Below are 18,265 nucleotides of genomic sequence, written 5' to 3'. Positions count from 1 at the left end.
GCCGGGCGTGACGGTCGTCGTTGCGGCGAGGGTGGCCGCGGTGCGGACGGTGAGCCCGAGCGTCGTGCGGATCACGTTAAGTGGTGTCGGGGGCGTGTGCTGCCATGGATTCGACCAGCGGATCAAGTTGCTGTTCGCGCGGGGCGGCGAGCTGGTGCTGCCGTCGGGGGACGACTGGTGGGGGTCGTACCGGGCGATTCCCGAGGATGTCCGCCCGGCGATGCGGACGTTCACGATCCGCGGTTTCGGCCCGGGCGCCGATTTGATGGATGTGGAATTCGCCTTACACGGCGTCGTTGGGCCCGGTGCTGCGGGGCACGGTGCCGCGGGGCGCGGTGCTCCGGGGCGCGGGGGTGCGGGGCCGGCGTCCGCATGGGCGGCTTCGGCGGAGTTGGGCAGCACGGTCGGGGTGATCGCGGCGGCCGCGCCCGACGCGGCGCGGGCCGCGACCGCGTACGAGCCGTCCGGCGCGGACTGGCAGTTGCTGGCCGGAGACGAGACGGCCCTCCCGGCGATCGCGGCGATCCTCGAGGCGCTGCCGGAGCCGGCCGTCGCGCGAGTGATCGTGAGGGTCCCGACGACGGCCGACCGGCGGGAACTCCCGACCCCAGCCGAGGATGTCGCGGTGACGTGGCTGACCGGACGAGCGTCGCTGGCCGCCGCCGTGCGGGCGATGCCCCGGCCGCCCGGCGTCCCGTACGCCTGGGTGGCCGGAGAGGCCGCAGAGGTGCGCGACGTGCGCCGCTACCTGGTGAACGAGCAAGGCTGGGTCGCGCGCTCGCACTACTTCGGCGGCTACTGGCGAGCCGGCCGTTCCGAGGACGCGGCATGACCGCCTTCGGAACCCCGGTGACCACCGTGGACGAGCTCCGCGAGTTCGTCGAGGAACCGCACCCGCACATGAAGTACAAGGTCATCCCGGTCATCGACGAGGAGACCGAACGGTTCCTGGCCTTCTCGACGTACTTCCTGCTGGCAACGGCGGCCGCCGACGGACGAGTCGACGTCTCGCCCCGCGGCGAGCGCCCCGGCGGCGTCCTCGTGCTGGACGAACGGCACATCGCGTTCGGTGACCGCCCGGGCAACCGGCGGATCGACAGCTTCCGCAACATCGTCGAGCGGCCCAACGTGGGGCTGCTGTTCCTGGTGCCGGGCATGCGCGAGACCGTCCGCGTCAACGGCCGGGCGACGATCGTCCGCGACGCCCCGTTCCTCGACGACCTACCGGGCACCGGCGCGATGCTCGAGGGAGACCGGGGAAGTACGCCCAGGCTGGCGACGGTGGTGGAGGTCGAGGAGCTGTTCCTCCACTGTGGGCAGGCGCCGGTGCGGGGTGGCCTGTGGAAGCCGTCGACCTGGCCGGAGGCCGAGACGCTCCCGACGGTGAAGGAGCTCTTCTACAGCCAGTCCGCGTACTGGGACGAGCCCCTCCCGGGAGTCGAACGCCGCTACCCGAAGGAGTGAACTCGGGCTCCCCGAGTGCGCAGTGTGACATGAGTGATTGCCGGGAATCTGTCTAATCACGAGCGAAACACTCCACCGCCGCGCTAGGAAGGTTACCGATCGTCCCCTACGAAGGGTCCGCATGCGTCCGCTGTCCGCATTAGCCCTATCCGCAGTCACTGTCGGTGCTGTCGTCTTCGTGGGGGCCGCCCCCGCGCAGGCGATCGCCCACGGGTGGCCGGTTCCGGAGGGCAAATACCGGTTCTCGGCCAAGCTGACGATGACCGGCATCCCCAATCCCGACGGCACCACCCGGAACAGCGGCTGCTCCGGCGCCCTGGTCTCGTCCGAGTGGATCCTCACCGCCGGCCACTGCTTCCACGACGTGAACGGCGCCCGGGTCAGTGGCCCGGTGCCCTACGACACCGAGGTCACCCTGGGTCGCGTCGAGGCCGAGGGGCCCGGCGGGGTCGACGTCGCCGTCGACGAGGTGCAGCAGTCGCCGGTGAACGACATCGCGCTGGCGCACCTCGAGCACCCGGTGCGGCGCATCAAGCCGATCGGCCTCCCGAAGTCCGCGCCGCGGGTCGGCGAGACCCTCCGGATGACCGGCTGGGGCGCCCTCGACGGCACCAGCGAGCAACCGGCCACCCACCTGCAGACCGGCCTCTTCCGGGTCGGGAGCGTCGCCGACACGACGATCGGCGTCACCGGCAAGGCGCCCTCGCCGAGCACGTCGGCCTGCCTGTTCGACTCCGGCGCCCCGTACTTCCTCGAGACCCGCAAGGGTCCGGTGGTGGTCTCCACCGAGAGCACCGGCCCGGACTGCCCGCACTTCGTCGAGGAGACGACGGCCCGCGTCGACGTGGCCGCCGACTGGATCCACGACACGATCAGCTGAGCCGACAGGTATCCCGGTAGTCGATCCCCGGGGCGTACGACGTCCACACGTCCCGGGGCAGGCCGCCGCCCGCCCGGCGGCACGCGTCGCTGATCAGCGCCACCGCGGTCGCCGGCGGCACGGCCGGCGTCGCGTCCCAGCGAAGGACGCTGCCGTCGGAGCCCGCGCTGAACAACGTCGCCGAGGTCCGGTCGAACGCGACGTCCCGGACCTCGCCCTTCTGCACGGCCACGGTCAGCACGACGGTCCGTCGCTCCGGATCCCACGTCGTGACGGTCCCGTTCGGTCCGCCGCCGGCCAGCCGCCGTCCGTCGGGCGACCAGGCCAGCGTCCCGTAGCGCGCGCCGCTGACCCCCTGCGGTGTTCCCGGCGCCGACGGCTCGGCGACGTCGATCACCTGCACCCCGGTTGCGGACGCGACGGCCAGCCGCCGGCCGTCCGGGCTGAACGTCAGGTCGACGACGCCGTCGAGGTCGTCGATCGTCGCGACCTGCTGGGCCGCCTTCGGGTCGGCGACGCTCCACAGCCGGACGGTGCCGCTGCGGGCATACGCGAGTAGCCGGGAGCTGAACGCCAGCGCGGTCACCGGCTCCGAGCCGCCGCCGAACACGTCCCCGACCGCGACCGGCGCGGCCGGCTTCGACACGTCCCACAGCTGCAGCTGACCGGCGGTTCCGCCGGTCGCCAGCGTCCGGCCGTCGGGGGTGAACCCGACCGCGGTCACGCCCGGGAACACCACCCGGCCCGCGTCGGCCGCCGACGCCACCAGCCGGACCCCGCCCGGGCCCGCCAACGCGGTGAGCGCACCCGCCCGGGCCATGTGCGTCGTCCCGGCCGACGACGCCAGGGGCTGCCGTTCCGGGTCGCCGTCGAGGCTCCACGACGACACGGTGCCGTCCGCGGCCCGGGTCAGCACCGACGGCCCGTCCGGGTCGAGGATCGCGCCGGACAGCGGCTCGGTCCGGGCGCTGCCGCGGAACGGCGTGACCCGCAGCGTCTCGGTGAGCGCCTGCTGGGTGCCGGCGCCGGGGTCGAGGTACTGGGCCGCGACGCCGAGTTGCAGCGCCCGGCCCGGGTCTTCACCGCGCAGCTTCAGCGCGTCCCGGAGCATCGCCTGCGCGGCCGCGGTGTGCAGGTCGGCGTCGGCGCGCCGGAGATCCGACGCCGCGCCCCGCCCGCTGACCAGCGCGAGCGTCGACGCCACCAGCGCGACCACCAGCAGCAGCGACAACGCCAGGATCGCCGAGATCCCGGTGCGCCGCGCCCGCCGTTGCGCGGCGACGTCGGCCGAGAGGAGTTCGCGTTTGGACGTCCCCAGGATGGTGGCGGTGAGCGTGGCCGCCTCGGACCGGAAGTCCGGGTCGTGGACCGACAGGTCCTCGCGGCCGACCGCCCAGCGGAGGTCGACGTACGGGGGCGGCGCGGCGTAGCGGCCGGAGAGGGCGCGCGGGAGGCAGTCGGTGCGGGACCAGTCGAAGTCGCCGCGGCCCCAGTGGATCTCGCCGTCGACGAGGACGAGCAGCAGGCGGTCGGTGCCGGACTTGTTCAGCCAGTAGCCGACCTCGCGCTCCACCCAGCGGGACCGGGCGGCGCGGCGGGAGGCGAGCAGGATCAGGTAGCGGGAGGAGTCGAGCTCGGCGAACAGGTCCGAGCGGAGCGAGCCGCTGGGCTCGGTGTCGGTCGTGTCGCGGTACACCGACAGCGCGCTGCGCCGGTACCACGGCTTGCCGATGGTGCGGATCGCCTGCTGGAGCGTCGACGCGACGCCGTTGCCGTCCGACCATGCGTAGGTGAGGAACGCGTCGTGCGCCGCCATGGGTCACCGACCTTGCTCGTGCTGCTGCCCGCCCGGTCCGGCAGAGCGGCCTCACCGTAGCGAGCCCGGTCCCTGACCGATCCGCCTACGGCCAGCTGTCCGAACGGCCGGTCCGCGGACGTAGATTGGAGCGATGACGCTGGTGGACGAAGTGCGGGCGGCGATCGGGGCGGAACGTCTCATCGAGGATCAGGACGTCCAGGCCTCCTACGCCTCCGACGAGGCCGAGTGGGCCCCGGCCGGGAAGCCGCTGCTGGTCGTCCGGCCGCGCACGAGCGCCGAGGTGCAGGAGGTCGTGCGGGCCTGTCTGCGGCACCGGGTGCCGCTGGTGCCGCGCGGAGCGGGCACCGGGCTGTCCGGCGGCGCCAACGCGATCGACGGGTGTGTGGTCCTGTCCACCGAGCAGATGACCCGGATCGTCGAGATCGACCCGGTCGAGCGGCTGGCCGTCGTACAGCCGGGGGTGGTCAACGATCACCTGCGCGCGGCCTGCGCGGAGTACGGGCTCTGGTACCCGCCGGATCCGGCGAGCGCACCCTGGTCGACGATCGGCGGCAACGTGGCCACGAACGCCGGCGGGCTGTGCTGCGTGAAGTACGGCGTCACCCGGGACTACGTGCTGGAGCTGGAGGTCGTCACCGGCACCGGCGAGCTGGTGCGGCTCGGCCGCCGCACCGCGAAGGGCGTCGCCGGGTACGACCTGGCCGGGCTGATCGTCGGCTCGGAGGGGACGCTCGGTGTCGTCACCGAGGTCACCGTGCGGCTGCGTCCGCTGCGCGAACCGGAACGGACCGTGGCCGGCTACTTCGACTCGATCGTCGCGGCCGGCGAGGCCGTCCGGGCGGTCGGCGCGGCCGGGGTGGTCCCGTCCGCGCTGGAGCTGGTCGACCGGCACTGCCTGGCCGCCGTCGACGCCTGGAAGAACATGGGCCTGTCGGTCGACGCGAACGTCGTGCTGCTCGGCCGCTCGGACGCGCCCGGTCCGGCCGGCGACGCCGAGGCCGCGACGATGCTCGCCTGTTTCGACGGTGCGGGTGCGACCTGGGCCGCGGTCTCCACCGATGCCGACGAGGCGGAAGCGCTGTTCGCGGCCCGGCGGCTGGCGTACCCGGCCCTGGAGCGGCTCGGGCCGGTGCTCACCGAGGACGTCTGCGTGCCGAAGGCCGCGGTGCCCGAGATGCTCGGGCGGATCGAGGCCGTGGCCGCGCGGAACGACGTCCTGATCGCGAACATCGCCCACGCCGGGGACGGCAACCTGCACCCGCTGATCATCACGCCGGTCGGGGACGCGGCCGCCCGCGGGCGGGCGCAGGTCGCGTTCGACCAGATCCTGTCCGACGCCCTGGAGCTGGGCGGGACGGTGACCGGCGAGCACGGGGTCGGGTTGCTGAAGCGGGGCGGCCTGTCGCGGGAACTCTCGCCGGCCGTGCAGGCGATGCACCGGGCGGTGAAGTCGGCGTTGGACCCGGCCGGGATCCTCAACCCCGGCAAAGTGTTGCCGACCGCTGCAGAAGCGCTGCAACCCTGACGGGTTCTGGCGGAACGGGCTTAACGTGTAGTGGTGGGGGTCACTGCGGGGAGCGCCGCGATCGAGTGGGACTGGATCCTGCGTGGGCGGCCGTGGTGTGCGCACGAGGTCGAGGTCGTGGAGATCGGCGACGGCGAGCACTACGCGTGTGCGGAGTGCGGGGCGGAGTGGTGGTACTTAGGGGTTCCTCCGCCCCCGCGGGGGAACTACGACGTGAGGTCGTAGACGGTCACCCCTCCGACCGTGGAGGACGTGAAGTTCTGCTCCACCCACTGCGTGATCTCGGACGACGTCCCGGAGCTGCTGTTCCCGAAGCCGCCGCCGCCACCGATGAAGTAGTGGATCCGGCCGGCCGACACGTAGGCCTGGAACGCGGCCAGGGTCGGGGTCGGGTCGGTGCCGTTGAAGCCGCCGATCGCCATGACCGGGTCGCCGGTAGCCAGTTGGTAGCCGGAGGCGCTGTTCGAGCCGATCGTGGCGGCCACCCAGGTGAATTGGCCGGCGTTGGTCTTCAGGAGCGTGGTGAGTTCGGCGCTCGGGGTGCTGCCGTTCAGCAGGCCGCCGCCGCCGCGCATCCGGAACCCACCGTTGCCGTTCCCGGTCGTGCCGCCCGGCATCTGCTGGGTCCCGCCGGGCTGCTGCCCGGTTCCGCCCGGGAACTGCTGGGTCCCGCCGTTGCCGGTTCCGCCCGGCAGCTGGCCGGTTCCGCCCGGCATCTGGAACCCGCCCCGGTTTCCGCCGCCGGGGAATTGCCCGCCTCCCTGGCGTCCACCGAAGGAACCGAAGCCCGACGACGGGCCGGCGCTCGGGATCGCCCCGGAGTGCGGTTCGGACGCGGTCTGGACCGCGTACGCGGCCGGGGCGGCGAGCCCGAGCACGACGGCGGCCGCCGCCAGACCGATCGCGACCCGTCGGGCCAGACGCGGGGTGAACGCGAGCCCGACCGCCACGGCCAGCCCACCGACCAGCACCACCCAGCGCAGCCAGGGCTGCCAGTCCGACCGTCCGAGCAGGACGAATCCCCAGATCGCGGTCGCGGCCATCGCCACCGCGAGCACGGCCCGGCCGGCGTCCTCGCCGCGCAGCCGCCACACCGACACCGCGCCGATCCCGACCACCGCCCCGATCGCCGGCGCGAGCGCCACCGAGTAGTACGGGTGGATGATGCCCTGCATGTAGCTGAACACCAGCCCGGTGACGACGAGCCAGCCGCCCCAGAGCAGCATCCCGGCCCGGGTACGGTCGGTCCGGGCGGCCCGGCCGGTGAAGCCGAGAACGGCCACGAGCAGCACCAGCGCGGCCGGGATCAGCCACGACGCCTGGGTGCCGAACTCCGCGTTGAACAGCCGGTTCCAGCCGGTCTCACCCCAGGACCCGGCGCCGCCGCCGCCCGGCGTGACGCTCCCGGTCTCGTCGCCCGACAGCCGGCCCAGACCGTTGTAGCCGAGGACGAGGTCCAGCACGCTGTTGTTCTGCGACCCGCCGATGTACGGACGGCTGCCCGCCGGCCAGAGCTCGACGATCGCCACCCACCAGCCGCCGGCGACGATCATCGCGACCAGCGCGATCGCCAGCTGTGCGAGCCGGCGGCGCACCGAAGCCGGCGCGACGACCAGGAACACCAGGCCCAGCACCGGCACGATCAGGAACGCCTGCAGCATCTTGGTGAGGAAACCGAACCCGATCAGCGCACCGGCCAGCGCCAGCCAGAGCGTGCCGGCCCGCACGGCGGCCGACTCGATCGCCCGCATCGTCGCGTAGACCGCTCCGACGAGCAGCAGCACGAGCAGGGCGTCCGGATTGTTGAAGCGGAACATCAGCGTCGCGACCGGCGTGAGCGCCAGCACGGCGCCGGCGATCAGACCGGCGACCGGTCCGTACCAGCGGCGGACGGCCGCGTACAGAAGCCCGACGGACGCGACGCCCTCCAGCGCCTGGGGAACCAGGATGCTCCAGGCGTTGACGCCGAAGAGGCGGGCGGACAGCTCCATGACCCAGAGCGCGGCCGGTGTCTTGTCGACCGTGATGAAGTTGGCCGCATCGGAGGAGCCGAAGAAGAACGCCTTCCAGCTCTCGGTGCCGGCCTGCACCGCGGCCGAGTAGAAGCTGTTCGCCCAGCCGGACGAGCCCAGGCCCCACAGGTAGAGCACCGCGGTGCCGAGCAGGAGCACCACCAGCGCCGGACGCGTCCAGCGGGGGTCGTGCTGGGGGCTTCCCGTCGGCCGCTCGGCGGTCGGGGACGGAGGGGTTTCCAGTGCGGTCATCGTCGGTTCCCGGGTCGGTGAGGTGGTCACTGGGCGGCGCCCCGGCGGCGGGGGTGGAAGACCCAGGCGCGGAAGAGGAGGAAACGCAGCACGGTCGCGGCGAGGTTCGCGCAGATCAGTACGGCCAGCTCGACGCCCCGCCCGGGCGTCGACGTCATCGCGTGCAGCACGCCCAGCGCCCCGGTCGTCAGCACCAGGCCGAGACCGAAGACGAGCAGGCCCTCGAAGTGCTGACGCCCGCGCTTGGCCCCGCCCCGGACGCCGAACGTGAGCCGGCGGTTGGCGGCGGTGTTCGCGATCGCGGTGACGAGCAGCGCGAGCAGGTTCGCGGCGAACGCGCCGAGCACCCCGCGCAGCAGCACGTACAGCACCAGGTAGGCCAGCGTGCTCGCGACGCCGATCCCGCCGAACCGCACCAGCTGGCGCACCAGCCCCGAGGGCACGCCCGGGGCCACCTCGGGGGCGTCCCGGCCGAGCTCGGCCCGTAGCGTGTGCAGGGGGAGCGCGCCGGTCGCCAGCCCTCGTCCGAGGCGCCACACGCCCTTCAGGTCGGCGAGCGCGGTGGCGACGATGTCGACCCGGCTGTCCGGGTCGTCCACCCAGTCGACCGGCACCTCGTGGATCCGCAGGCCGGCCCGCTCGGCCAGCACCAGCATCTCGGTGTCGAAGAACCAGCCGGTGTCCTCGACCAGCGGCAGCAGCCGCTCGGCGACGTCGCGCCGGATGGCCTTGAAACCGCACTGGGCGTCGGAGAACCCGGCCTGCAGCGTGCCCCGCAGGATCAGGTTGTAGCAGCGGGAGATCACCTCGCGCTTGGTGCCCCGGACGACCCGCGAACCCTTGGACAGCCGGGTGCCGATCGCCAGGTCGGAGTGGCCCGAGATCAGCGGCGCCACCAGCGGGAGCAGCGCGGCGAGATCCGTCGAGAGGTCGACGTCCATGTAGGCGAGGATCGGTGCGTCGGAGGCGGACCAGACCGCCTTCAGCGCGCGCCCGCGCCCTTTCTCCGGCAGGTGGACGGCGGCCACGCCGGGCAGCTGGCCGGTCAGCCAGTGCGCGATCGCGTAGGTGTTGTCGGTGCTCGCGTTGTCGGCGACCGTGATCCGGAAGGGATAGGGAAACGTCGAGGTGAGGTGGGCGTGCAGGCGCCGCACCGACCCCTCGATGCCCTTCTCCTCGTTGTAGACCGGGATCACTACGTCGAGCACGGCGGTTCCAGCGGCGGCAGCGGCGCGGACGGGGTCGAGCGTGGTGGTCGGGGTGTCGTTGTTCTCCCCGTCCAGGGTCGCGGTGGTCATGCCCGAAAGATTCGACCGGCGACCTGTCGAGGCGATGGGTCCCCGCTGTAGGCACGCTGTGAGAAGTTCTACTATGGTGCTAGTACAACGACAGAAGGGAACCGCGATGCTCGACGCGACCGGGCTCGGTAAGCGGTACGGCCGCCGACGCTGGGGGCTGCGGGACTGCTCGTTCGCGGTGCCCGCGGGCCGGGTCGTCGCGGTGGTCGGCGCCAACGGTGCGGGCAAGTCGACGCTGTTGCGGCTGGCCGCCGGGTTGACCCGTCCGACCGAAGGCGTGATCCGGCTGGACGGCACGCCGGTGCACCGCGCGCTGAGCCGCATCGCCTACGTCGGCCAGGCGAAGCCGCTCTACGGCGGGTTCACCGTCGCCGAGACGATCCGGTTCGGCCGCGCGACGAACCCCGGCTTCGACGCCCGCGGCACCGAGGCCCGCCTGAACGACCTCGGAATCGCTCCGAAGTGCCGGATCTCCCGCCTCTCCGGTGGGCGGCGTACCCAGGTCGCGATCGCGCTCGCGCTGGGCAAGCGGGCCGACGTCGTCCTGCTCGACGAACCGATGGCCGATCTCGACCCGCTGGCCCGGCTCGCGCTGATGGGCGAGCTGATGACGACGGTCGAGGAGCGCGGCTGCACGGTGCTGGTCTCGTCGCACGCGCTCACCGAGCTCGCCGACGTCTGCGACACGCTGCTGCTCTGCAACGACGGCGCGCTGCAGGTCGTCGGCGGTATCGACGACCTGGTGACGAGTCACCGGGTGCTGGTCGGGCCGGCCGAGGCGTACGGCGGCGGCGCCCGGATCGGGGAGCACGCGGTGGTCTCGGCCCGGACGACGCCCCGGCAGGCGACCGTGCTGGTCCGGGTGCGCAGCGACACGTTCGACCCGCGCTGGGCCGTGCACGAGGTGTCGCTGACCGACGTCGTCCTCGGCTACCTGCGCAGCCCGGGCACGACGGTCGTGGCCGGGCCGGCCGAGGTGGCGGCGTGACCTGGCTCGCCTGGCGGCAGCAGCGGTGGGCGCTCGTCGGCTCGGCCGTGGTCGTCGCGCTGTACTCGGTCGCGGCGACCGGCCATCCGCCGTGGGTGGCGCAGCTGGTGTCCGCGACCAACGACTTCGGCGATCCGGCCTACGTCCTCGCGCTCGGGTTCGGCGCCTGCTGGGCGGCTCCGCTGCTGGCCCGGGAGCGGCAGCGGGGCACGATCGACCTCGCGTACACCCAGTCGGTGTCGCGCCTGCGCTGGGTGCTGGCCCGCACCGCGCCGGTCTTCGTCGTCGCCGCGGTGACGACGTTCGTGCTGGTGGCGGCCGTGCGACTGCTGGGGAAGCCGCCGACGACGCCGGCCTGGGCTCCGGGACTGATCGCGCTGGTGCTCCTGACCGTCGCGCTCGGGTTCGCGGCCGGGGCCGTGCTCGGGCGGACCGTCCGGGCGATGGCCGCGACCGTCGCCGGGTTCTTCGTCGTGATGGTCGCCTCCGGAGTGGTGTTCGGCTGGTTGGTGCCCGTGGTCTCGCCGGACTGGCAACGCGAATCGATGCGGGCGTCGCTGTGGCTGGCCGTCGGGCACGGCATGCTGTCGGCTCTGCTCGAGATGCACCGGAACGTCGACGACCACGGCAGCGCGACCCGGGCGATCGTCTCGTACCTGCCGGCCGCGCTCGGCGTGTTCTGGGGCGCGCCGCTGCTGGCCCGGCCGCTGCAGGACGGCACCGCCGAGCTGTTCTGGGCCCGGCGTCTGCGCTGGCTGTCCCTCGCCCTGGCGACGGTGACCGTCGTGACGCTGGCCACCGCTCAGGCGGTCCGGTCGATCCTGCCGAGCGTCCTCGGCGGGTTCGACGTCCGGTACACGTACGACGTGACGTCGACGGCCGCGGTGGGCTACACGTGTTTCGCGGTCGCGCTCGGGGTGTTCGCGGGCGCGGTGCTCGGGCGGGTCGAGCCGGCGATGGCGGCGACGCTGATCGGCTACGCCGTCACCCGGTTCGCCTGGGGAGAGGTGGGGTTTCCCGGTCACGAGCCGGCGTTCTTCGGCGGGGCGGCCGGGCTGCTGGTCGTCGCGGTGTTCGTCCTGGTGCTGCGCCGGGGGGCGGGGTCCCGATGATCGAGTTCCGGCTGGATCGGACGTCCGGCGTCACGACGTACCGGCAGCTCGTCCAGCAGGTGGAGGACGCCCTGCGGCTGGGCGTGCTGGAGGCCGGTGACCAGCTGCCGACCGCCCGGGCCGTGGTCGCCGCGCTGGCGATCAACCCGAACACCGTTCACAAGGCGTACCGGGAGCTCGAGCGGGACGGGCTGGTCGAGTCCCGGCCGGGGCAGGGGACGTTCGTCACCCGCACGCTGGCCTCGCCGGCCCTGGACGCCCACCCCGACCTGCGCCGCTCGCTCGTCGGCTGGCTGACCGACGCCCGCGCGGCCGGCCTCGACCGGGACGCGGTCAACGCGCTGTTCTCGAGCGCGATGCGGGAGGTGTTCGCCGAGCGGGTGGCCTGAGAATTCCTGACCGTTCGGACCCTGTTACCGGTGGCCGTCCGGCGCCTGGAGCCGTCATGCAAGGATTCGGACGGGTCCCGTCCGAGGGGCGCCGTCGCGACCGACCCGGCGGTCCGACGTAGGGGAGGTCATGGCAGACATTCGGTCGGTGAAGCGGCTTCCGTTGATCCTGGGGGCTGTGCTCCTCGTCTGCGTGGTGGTGGTCGCCGGGCTCGTGATCGCCAACCAGTCGGACGACAGCGGACCCCGGACGGGCGACGCGGTCACCGACCGTGGCAACGAGAACACGCTCACGGTCGGCCCGCACGGCCAGTACCGGACGATCCAGGCCGCGGTGGACGCGGCCGAGGCCGGCGACACGGTTCGCATCGAGGGTGGCACGTACCACGAGGCCGTCGACGTCACCAAGAGCGGCCGGGCCGGGGCGTACCTGACGATCGCCGCCAAAGACGGCGAGAAGGTCGTCCTCGACGGCGAGGGGACGCTGCCCGACACGTCGGGCGAGGACCGGCGCGGCCTGCTGACGTTCGACAAGCAGCAGTACGTGAAGATCTCCGGCATCTCGGTGACCCGGTCGAAGCGGCACGGCATCTACGCCGGGCACTCGAGCCACGTCGTGATCGACGACGCCGAGGTGTCGTACTCGCAGGACGGCGGCATCCTGCTCGGCGACGGCACCGACTACACGCTCACCGGCAACCGCGTCCACCACAACAACGCGGCCGCCGACGGCGGTGACATCGGGGCCGCCGCCAACGAGGGCCTGACGCTCTATAGGGCCCGGAACTTCCGGATCGCCGGCAACGTCGTGCACGAGAACTACGAAGAGGGCATCGACGTCAAGAACTCCACCAGCGACGGGACGATCGAGTACAACTCGGTCTACGCCAACAACGGGCCGAACATCTACGTCGACGGTGCGAACGACATCCAGGTCTTCAGCAACGACGTGTACGACGCCAAGGGGCCCACGAAGTCCGGTATCGGGCTGGCCGTCGAGTCGGGCGGCAGCGCCCGGAACGTCCAGATCTTCAACAACCTGCTGCACGGCAACCCGGGCGGCGGCGTCGACTTCTGGATCGGCGCGTACTCCGACGTCCAGATCTACAACAACACGATCTACCAGAACGGCCGGGCGGCGATCCGCCTGCAGAGCGGCACGGTGAGCAACTCGGTCGCGGTCAACAACATCATCTGGGGCAACCCGCTGATCGACGTCCCCGGCGTGACGATGTCCGGCAACCTGACGTCGGACCCGGAGTTCGTCGACCTGAACGCCGGGGACGTGCGGCTGAAGGAGAGCTCGCCGGCGATCGACGCCGCGAACCCGGCGAGGGCGCCGAAGTTCGATTTCACCGGGGCGGCCCGGCCGGTGGGCGGTGCGCCCGACCTGGGCGCGTACGAGTACGGCGCCAAGCCCCCGTCCCCGTCGCCGAGCGCCGACTGAGGGGCCTCGTAGCGCGTGGCCCCAGGTCGCGGTGGGCGCGTTCGTGGCCGCGCACCACCGCGCATGGCGCGCCGCGCCATGGGAGCCGCCGCCACCGCCGCGGCCCGCGGCCCGCGGCCGTAGCCACGCGATCCGGCTCGCGCAGGAAGGCGCGGACATCGTCGCGGTCGACATCGCCGCCCAGATGCCCGAGGTCGGCTACCCGATGGCCACCCCCGACGACCTCGCGCCGCCGACGTCCGCGACCTCGAGTCGCTCCGCGCGGTCTTCGACCGCGGCCCGGCCGAGCTCGACCGGGTCGACAGCCGGGCGACGGCGGCTCGATCGTCGTCACCAGCTCGATGGCCGCGCTGCAGCCGATGGCTACTCGGCCGCCAACGTCGCGGTCATCTACCTGGCCTCGGACGACTCCCGTACGTCACCGGCGTCACGATCCCGGTCGCGGCGGGTGACACCCTGCGCTGACACAATGGGCGGGTGGCGCAGCAGGAGCGACGGGAGAGTCTCGCGGTCACGGACGACGTCCGGGCCGTCGAGACCCGTCGCCGCCTGATCGCCGCGTTCCGCACCGCGGTCGGCGAGGGCCGCACCGACCTCTCGGTCACCGCGTTCTGCCGGATGGCCGGGGTCGCCCGCAGCACGTTCTACACCCACTTCGCGACGATGGAAGACGTCGCGGTCGCCGCGGTCAGCGAGGTCTTCGCCGACATCGAGACCGTCGACTCGTCCCGCCGTTCGGACCACGTCCTCTCCCGCCCGGAGATCACCCGCCTCGGGCTCCGCGGGATCATCGACGGCCTCTCGGACGCCCGGTCGCTCGTCCGCTACGCGATCGCGATCGGGTCGAAGGCGGCCGTCCACGCCAAACTCGTCGACGAGGTCGCCGTCGTCGCCCGCGGCACCGTGCTCTCCGAACTGCCCCATCTGGACGAGACGGGAGTGCGCACTCTCGCGTTGTACATGGCCGCAGGCACGGTCTTCGTGACGCTCGACTGGATCGAGCACCCGTCGATGACCGAGGAGCAGCTCACCGAGTACCTGCTGGCGTCGTTCCCGGCCTGGCTGACACGAAGCTGAGGATCGCGTCGAGCAGCTCGGGAGCGTCGACCGCGGTGCCGTGATCGCCCGGGACCGTCACCCGGACCGCGTCCGGAAGGACGACGGCGAGTTCGTCGCCGGAGGCCGCGCGCTCGTCGTCGGCGCCGAGCACGACGAGGGTCGGAGTCCGGACGCGGGTCACGTCCTCGCGGGGCGTGGCGACGACCGAGTCGAGCGCGTGCAGGAGGGCAACCGGGTCCTCGCCGCTGGTCGCGAGCCAGCGGGCGAAACCGTCGGGCTCGCCGGTGCCCTCGACGGCCCGGCGCAGCCGGGCGCCCGCACCACCGCCGGTGCCGAGCAACTCGCGAAGGCCCTGACCGGCGACGATCGCCCGGCCCGGCGTGGCGCCCCGGACCAGCATCCGGAACGCGATCCGCGCGCCGAGCGAGTAACCGCCGAGGTCGTAGTCGCTCAGGCCGAGGTGGTCGATCAGCGCGAGCCCGTCGTCGGCCAGGACGTCCGGGGGATAGGCGGCCGGGTCGTGGGGCTTCGCGCTCGCGCCGTGGCCGCGGAAGTCCGGCAGGATCACGCGGTGCCCGCGGGCGGCCAGCGCGTCGGCCCGGCCGTGGCGGGTCCAGAGCGTGCCGTTCCCGGCCAGGCCGTGCAGCAGGACCAGCGGCCGCCCGTCGCCGACCTCCCGGTACCCGAGGTTCACCCCGTCGCGACCGGGGAAGGACGACTCCAGCATGGTCCGCAAGCGTAACGGTGCAGGGACAGGCGCGGACGGCTGGGAGCTCGCGGCCCCGTTCTCCGCGCTGGTTCCGGGCTCGTCCGGCGCGACGATCGACGGCGTGCTGGACGGCGTCCGCCTGGAGATGGAGCAGGTCGGCCGTCTGGCGGACGAGCCGGGGAAGCCCGACGGCGGGGACGCGCTCGTCGTCGCGAAGGACAACGGCGTGGCCGCGGACGCGGTCACCACCGCGCTCTACCGGACCGTGTACGACGCGGTGCCCGAAGTGGACGCGGTCCTCGCCGACGGCGGGCCGATGCTCGATCTGGGCTGTGGCATCGGCGGCGCGCTGTTCACGACCGCGCGGCTCTACCCGGACCTGAGCCTGGTCGGCGTCGACCTCGTCCCGGAGGTCGTGGCCGAGGCCGAGCGCCGCCGGGACGCGCTGGGGCTGGCCGACCGGGTCGAGCTGACGTGCGCGGACGCGCGCGACCTGACCGACCGGGGCACCTACCGGGCGGCCTACTGGGCCCGGGCGTTCTTCCCGGACGAGTCCCGCGCGGCCACGCTGGCCGTGCTCCGCCGGGCGCTCACCGCGGACGGCCTGCTGCTCCTGCAGGAGCAGCCGCTGCCGCCCGACCCGCTGGCCGCCGCGGTCGAACGGCTGCAGCAGCGGCAGCGGGGCATCACCGCGGGCCGGACCGTCGACGAGCTGGTCGCCGAGGCCCGGGAGGCCGGGTTCAGGCTGGTCCGGCCGGTCCCGACCGCGCTCGGGAACCTGGTGCTGCTCAGCCCTGCTCCGACGCCCTGAGACGTCCCAGGGCGGCCGAGGCGCCGAGGTCGGGAGCCGGGAGCGGCCGGCCGTCGTGCACGGCGGCGATCCACTGGTCGGTCGTCGCCACCGAGGCGAAGTTCGAGTTGAGCAGGACGAGCAGGGTCTCGTGGAGCTGCTGGGCATCGACGGTGCCGGCGCTGTTCGAGAGATGGATGGCGCCGGTGGCGTCGGACAGGATCTCGGTGGCGAGGCCGAGTTCCTCGGCCGAGGCGGCGGTGGCGAGGTCGCAGTTGTTGGTCATGTAGCCGGCGATCGTGATCGTGTCGACGGTGTTGTCGGCGAGCCAGTCGGCGAGGTCGGTGCCGGCGAACGCGCTGGAGTTGCTCTTCGTGACGCGGTGGGCGGTGGCGGCGCGTTTCTCGACGTCGGGGTGGAGGGCCCAGCCGGGGGAGCCGGCCGCGAAGACCGGCGCGCCGGCCGGGTACTCGTGCCGCACGACGACGGTCGGGAGACCGTGCTGCTCGGCCGTGTCGAGGGCTCGGACGATGTTGGCCAGGGAGTCGTCGCGGGGCGGGTACTGGATCGGCAGGGCGCCGTCGAAGTACTCCTGCTGGACGTCGATCACGATCAGCGCTCGTCTCATGGTTCTTCATCGTGCCCGGGCCGGGGCGCTACGGTGAGCGGCACGGAAGACCACCATCGATGAGATCGGGCCAGGATGAAGATCGCGGTGCACGCGTTCGACGGCATCACGATGTTCCACCTCGCGGCGCCGCTGCTGGTGTTCGGTGAGGTGTCGTGGGACGTGTCGGTCTGGACCTCGTCCGGCCGGGGCATCCGGGCCGCCGAGGGCGTCGCGATCTCCGACGTGGCCGGGCCCTCGGTCGTCGACGGTGCCGATCTGCTGGTGCTGCCGTCCTGGCACACCGACCTCCGGCCCGCCGACGATGCTCTCGTCGGGCTGATCCGCGACGCCCATCGCCGGGGGACCCGCATCGCCGGTCTGTGCCTCGGCGCGTTCCCGGTCGTCGACAGTGGACTGCTCGACGGCCGCACGGCCGTCACCCATTGGTCGGCCGCGGCCGACCTCGCCCGGCGTCGGCCGGGCATCGAGGTCAACCCGTCCGCGCTCTACCTCGACCACGGCGACGTCCTGACGTCGGCCGGAACCGCGTCGGCCATCGACGCCTGCCTCCACGTACTGCGGACGCACCTGGGCTCGGCGGCCGCGTCGACGGTGGCCAGGCACCTGGTGGTCGCGCCCCACCGCGACGGTGGCCAGGCCCAGTACGTCGATCGGCCGATGCCGGAGCCGGGCGGGGTCGGGCAGCTGGGGGACACGCTCGACTGGGCGCTGGCGCACCTGGACCGTCCGCTGACCGTGGACGACCTGGCCGACCGGGCGGGGATGAGCAGGAGGAACTTCACCCGGCGGTTCGCCGAGGTGACGGGGTCGACGCCGGCCAGGTGGGTGCTGGGGCGGCGGTTGGACGAGTCCCGGCGGTTGCTGGAGGCGACGTCGTGGTCGGTGGAGCGGATCGGGCGGGCGTGTGGGTTCGGGAGCGCGGTGACGTTCCGCCAGAACTTCGCCGCCGCCTACGCGACGACCCCAACGTCCTACCGCCGCCGCTTCACCAGCCCATCGACGGAACGCAGTGACCGTTCTGCGGGTGGCTGGTAGTTCCAGTCGCGACTACAGTGCGCTGGGCCATTCGCCGAGGGGGCGCGACTAGCTGAGCCGATCGCTGCACGGGTTGTGGCGAAGTCAACGCCGGGTTTGGCGCCTCCGTTCTCGGGCAAATCGTCGCCCGACGCACAAGGAGGCACGACATGAGCTTCATGGACAAGGCCAAGGACTTCGCCGACAAGCACGACGAGCAGGTCGACCAGGGCCTCGACAAGGCCGGCGACCAGGTCGACCAGCGCACCGGGGAGAAGTACTCGTCCCAGATCGACCGGGGCGTCGACGAAGCCCAGAAGCGCACCGGCGACGGCGACACCGCCCAGTAACCCACCGGTCCCGGCCACCCGGCCGGGACCGCCACCCACCCGCGAGGGCCAGCCATCCGCGACGGTCACCAGCCCGCGACGGCCGCTCACCCGCGAGGCCCACCCACCCGCGAGGCCCACCCACCCGCGAGGCCCACCCACCCGCGAGGGCCGACTATCCGCGACGGTCATCAGCCCGCGACGGCCGCTCACCCGCAACAGCTGCCGGCCGAGCTACGGCCGACCGGCCGGCACCGCGCCCCGCCCGCCCGCGCTGGCCTCCGGCCCCACGGCACCCGCCGGCCCGCGCCGCCGCGACCGGTCGAGCTGCGATCAACCCCGGCCGTCGACCAGAACCCGCCCCAGCTGCCCCTCCGCACCCCGACCCGGCCGCCCGTCCGCAACCCGGCCCGGCCCGGCATCCCGTCCCGGCCCAGCGCCCGGCCGCACCCCGGCCCGCTGCCAACGCGGGCCTGGCCAGCCGGTTCACCCGGACGATCGAGTTCGAGGACTACTCGGCCGGTGACCTGGTGACGATCGTCGAGCG

Annotated in this window: 18 protein-coding genes and 1 pseudogene; 14 read left to right on the top strand and 5 right to left on the bottom strand. The window is 73.1% G+C overall.

Translation table 11 applies throughout. The annotated features are described in order from the left end of the window. Positions 1–7: 7 nt before the first annotated feature. From FL583_RS38300 to FL583_RS38290, 3 genes are all read left to right on the top strand, one after another. Positions 8–832: a siderophore-interacting protein gene (locus FL583_RS38300; RefSeq protein ID WP_142709821.1), complete on the top strand. Its 825-nt coding sequence runs from the start codon at positions 8–10 to the stop codon at positions 830–832. After that, positions 829–1,464 carry an MSMEG_1061 family FMN-dependent PPOX-type flavoprotein gene (locus tag FL583_RS38295; protein ID WP_142709820.1) on the top strand — a complete coding sequence of 212 codons (636 nt, stop codon included), beginning with the start codon at positions 829–831 and terminating at the stop codon, positions 1,462–1,464. Before FL583_RS38300 ends, FL583_RS38295 begins: the two co-directional genes overlap by 4 nt. A 178-nt stretch (positions 1,465–1,642) precedes the next feature. Beyond that, positions 1,643–2,344: a S1 family peptidase gene (locus FL583_RS38290; protein ID WP_240746966.1), complete on the top strand. Its 702-nt coding sequence runs from the start codon at positions 1,643–1,645 to the stop codon at positions 2,342–2,344. On the opposite strand, the gene FL583_RS38285 is transcribed toward FL583_RS38290, so the two are convergent. Then, positions 2,337–4,160: a toll/interleukin-1 receptor domain-containing protein gene (locus tag FL583_RS38285; RefSeq protein ID WP_142709818.1), complete on the bottom strand. Its 1,824-nt coding sequence runs from the start codon at positions 4,158–4,160 to the stop codon at positions 2,337–2,339. The two genes, FL583_RS38290 and FL583_RS38285, sit on opposite strands and share 8 nt — an antisense overlap. Positions 4,161–4,293: 133 nt before the next feature. Between FL583_RS38285 and FL583_RS38280 the strand changes: the two genes are divergently transcribed. Both FL583_RS38280 and FL583_RS38275 read left to right on the top strand, forming a co-directional pair. Further along, positions 4,294–5,688 (top strand): FAD-binding oxidoreductase, encoded by a 1,395-nt coding sequence (locus FL583_RS38280; RefSeq protein WP_142709817.1) that lies wholly within the window; start codon positions 4,294–4,296, stop codon positions 5,686–5,688. 33 nt (positions 5,689–5,721) lie between these two features. Continuing rightward, positions 5,722–5,913 carry a hypothetical protein gene (locus tag FL583_RS38275; protein ID WP_142709816.1) on the top strand — a complete coding sequence of 64 codons (192 nt, stop codon included), beginning with the start codon at positions 5,722–5,724 and terminating at the stop codon, positions 5,911–5,913. Here the strand turns inward: FL583_RS38275 and FL583_RS38270 are convergent. Both FL583_RS38270 and FL583_RS38265 read right to left on the bottom strand, forming a co-directional pair. Beyond that, positions 5,895–7,952, bottom strand: coding sequence for an ArnT family glycosyltransferase (locus FL583_RS38270; RefSeq protein ID WP_142709815.1), 2,058 nt, complete (start codon positions 7,950–7,952; stop codon positions 5,895–5,897). The genes FL583_RS38275 and FL583_RS38270 overlap by 19 nt on opposite strands. Before the next feature lie 26 nt (positions 7,953–7,978). Beyond that, entirely contained in the window at positions 7,979–9,250 is a 1,272-nt protein-coding gene (locus FL583_RS38265; protein WP_142709814.1) for a bifunctional glycosyltransferase family 2/GtrA family protein, read from the bottom strand. A 106-nt stretch (positions 9,251–9,356) separates the two neighbouring features. On the opposite strand from FL583_RS38265, the gene FL583_RS38260 reads away from it, so the two are divergent. The 6 genes and pseudogenes from FL583_RS38260 (at position 9,357) to FL583_RS38235 (ending at position 14,263) form a co-directional block, all read left to right on the top strand. Continuing rightward, positions 9,357–10,238, top strand: coding sequence for an ABC transporter ATP-binding protein (locus FL583_RS38260; protein ID WP_142709813.1), 882 nt, complete (start codon positions 9,357–9,359; stop codon positions 10,236–10,238). After that, a complete protein-coding gene (locus FL583_RS43350; protein WP_170324092.1) occupies positions 10,235–11,350 on the top strand; it encodes an ABC transporter permease in 1,116 nt (371 codons plus the stop codon). The genes FL583_RS38260 and FL583_RS43350 overlap by 4 nt, the downstream gene beginning before the upstream one ends. After that, entirely contained in the window at positions 11,347–11,739 is a 393-nt protein-coding gene (locus FL583_RS38250; protein ID WP_142709812.1) for a GntR family transcriptional regulator, read from the top strand. Before FL583_RS43350 ends, FL583_RS38250 begins: the two co-directional genes overlap by 4 nt. 148 nt (positions 11,740–11,887) lie before the next feature. Further along, positions 11,888–13,186 (top strand): right-handed parallel beta-helix repeat-containing protein, encoded by a 1,299-nt coding sequence (locus FL583_RS38245; protein WP_205752826.1) that lies wholly within the window; start codon positions 11,888–11,890, stop codon positions 13,184–13,186. Positions 13,187–13,249: 63 nt separating this feature from the next. Then, positions 13,250–13,489 (top strand): annotated as a pseudogene (locus FL583_RS43300) (SDR family mycofactocin-dependent oxidoreductase); the annotation flags it as partial. Positions 13,490–13,663: 174 nt separating this feature from the next. Further along, on the top strand, positions 13,664–14,263 hold the full coding sequence (locus tag FL583_RS38235) for a TetR/AcrR family transcriptional regulator (protein WP_142709810.1): 600 nt from the start codon (positions 13,664–13,666) through the stop codon (positions 14,261–14,263). Here FL583_RS38235 and FL583_RS38230 read toward each other — a convergent pair. Further along, positions 14,214–14,972 (bottom strand): alpha/beta fold hydrolase, encoded by a 759-nt coding sequence (locus tag FL583_RS38230; protein ID WP_142709809.1) that lies wholly within the window; start codon positions 14,970–14,972, stop codon positions 14,214–14,216. The two genes, FL583_RS38235 and FL583_RS38230, sit on opposite strands and share 50 nt — an antisense overlap. Between FL583_RS38230 and FL583_RS38225 the strand changes: the two genes are divergently transcribed. Beyond that, positions 14,971–15,765: an SAM-dependent methyltransferase gene (locus FL583_RS38225; RefSeq protein WP_142709808.1), complete on the top strand. Its 795-nt coding sequence runs from the start codon at positions 14,971–14,973 to the stop codon at positions 15,763–15,765. The genes FL583_RS38230 and FL583_RS38225 overlap by 2 nt on opposite strands. On the opposite strand, the gene FL583_RS38220 is transcribed toward FL583_RS38225, so the two are convergent. Continuing rightward, positions 15,743–16,372: a cysteine hydrolase family protein gene (locus FL583_RS38220; protein ID WP_142709807.1), complete on the bottom strand. Its 630-nt coding sequence runs from the start codon at positions 16,370–16,372 to the stop codon at positions 15,743–15,745. The two genes, FL583_RS38225 and FL583_RS38220, sit on opposite strands and share 23 nt — an antisense overlap. 75 nt (positions 16,373–16,447) lie before the next feature. Here FL583_RS38220 and FL583_RS38215 point away from each other — a divergent pair, with 75 nt between their 5' ends. Next, positions 16,448–17,410, top strand: coding sequence for a GlxA family transcriptional regulator (locus FL583_RS38215; protein ID WP_142709806.1), 963 nt, complete (start codon positions 16,448–16,450; stop codon positions 17,408–17,410). Positions 17,411–17,559: 149 nt separating this feature from the next. Then, complete coding sequence (locus FL583_RS38210) at positions 17,560–17,739, top strand: antitoxin (protein ID WP_142709805.1); 180 nt, start codon at positions 17,560–17,562, stop codon at positions 17,737–17,739. Positions 17,740–18,265 lie beyond the last annotated feature (526 nt).

Origin of the sequence: Cryptosporangium phraense (assembly GCF_006912135.1) — a bacterium.
Classification (GTDB): domain Bacteria; phylum Actinomycetota; class Actinomycetes; order Mycobacteriales; family Cryptosporangiaceae; genus Cryptosporangium; species Cryptosporangium phraense.
Note: the sequence above shows the minus strand (reverse complement) of the source record. Positions and strands in the feature narration are given on the sequence as shown.

Coding starts and splice junctions, on each gene's coding strand:
- FL583_RS38295 (WP_142709820.1), top strand. CDS start 829: ATGACCGCCTTCGGAACCCCGGTGACCACCGTGGACGAGCTCCGCGAG.
- FL583_RS38285 (WP_142709818.1), bottom strand. CDS start 4,160: ATGGCGGCGCACGACGCGTTCCTCACCTACGCATGGTCGGACGGCAAC.
- FL583_RS38280 (WP_142709817.1), top strand. CDS start 4,294: ATGACGCTGGTGGACGAAGTGCGGGCGGCGATCGGGGCGGAACGTCTC.
- FL583_RS38270 (WP_142709815.1), bottom strand. CDS start 7,952: ATGACCGCACTGGAAACCCCTCCGTCCCCGACCGCCGAGCGGCCGACG.
- FL583_RS38265 (WP_142709814.1), bottom strand. CDS start 9,250: ATGACCACCGCGACCCTGGACGGGGAGAACAACGACACCCCGACCACC.
- FL583_RS38260 (WP_142709813.1), top strand. CDS start 9,357: ATGCTCGACGCGACCGGGCTCGGTAAGCGGTACGGCCGCCGACGCTGG.
- FL583_RS38250 (WP_142709812.1), top strand. CDS start 11,347: ATGATCGAGTTCCGGCTGGATCGGACGTCCGGCGTCACGACGTACCGG.
- FL583_RS38225 (WP_142709808.1), top strand. CDS start 14,971: ATGGTCCGCAAGCGTAACGGTGCAGGGACAGGCGCGGACGGCTGGGAG.
- FL583_RS38230 (WP_142709809.1), bottom strand. CDS start 14,972: ATGCTGGAGTCGTCCTTCCCCGGTCGCGACGGGGTGAACCTCGGGTAC.
- FL583_RS38220 (WP_142709807.1), bottom strand. CDS start 16,372: ATGAGACGAGCGCTGATCGTGATCGACGTCCAGCAGGAGTACTTCGAC.
- FL583_RS38215 (WP_142709806.1), top strand. CDS start 16,448: ATGAAGATCGCGGTGCACGCGTTCGACGGCATCACGATGTTCCACCTC.
- FL583_RS38210 (WP_142709805.1), top strand. CDS start 17,560: ATGAGCTTCATGGACAAGGCCAAGGACTTCGCCGACAAGCACGACGAG.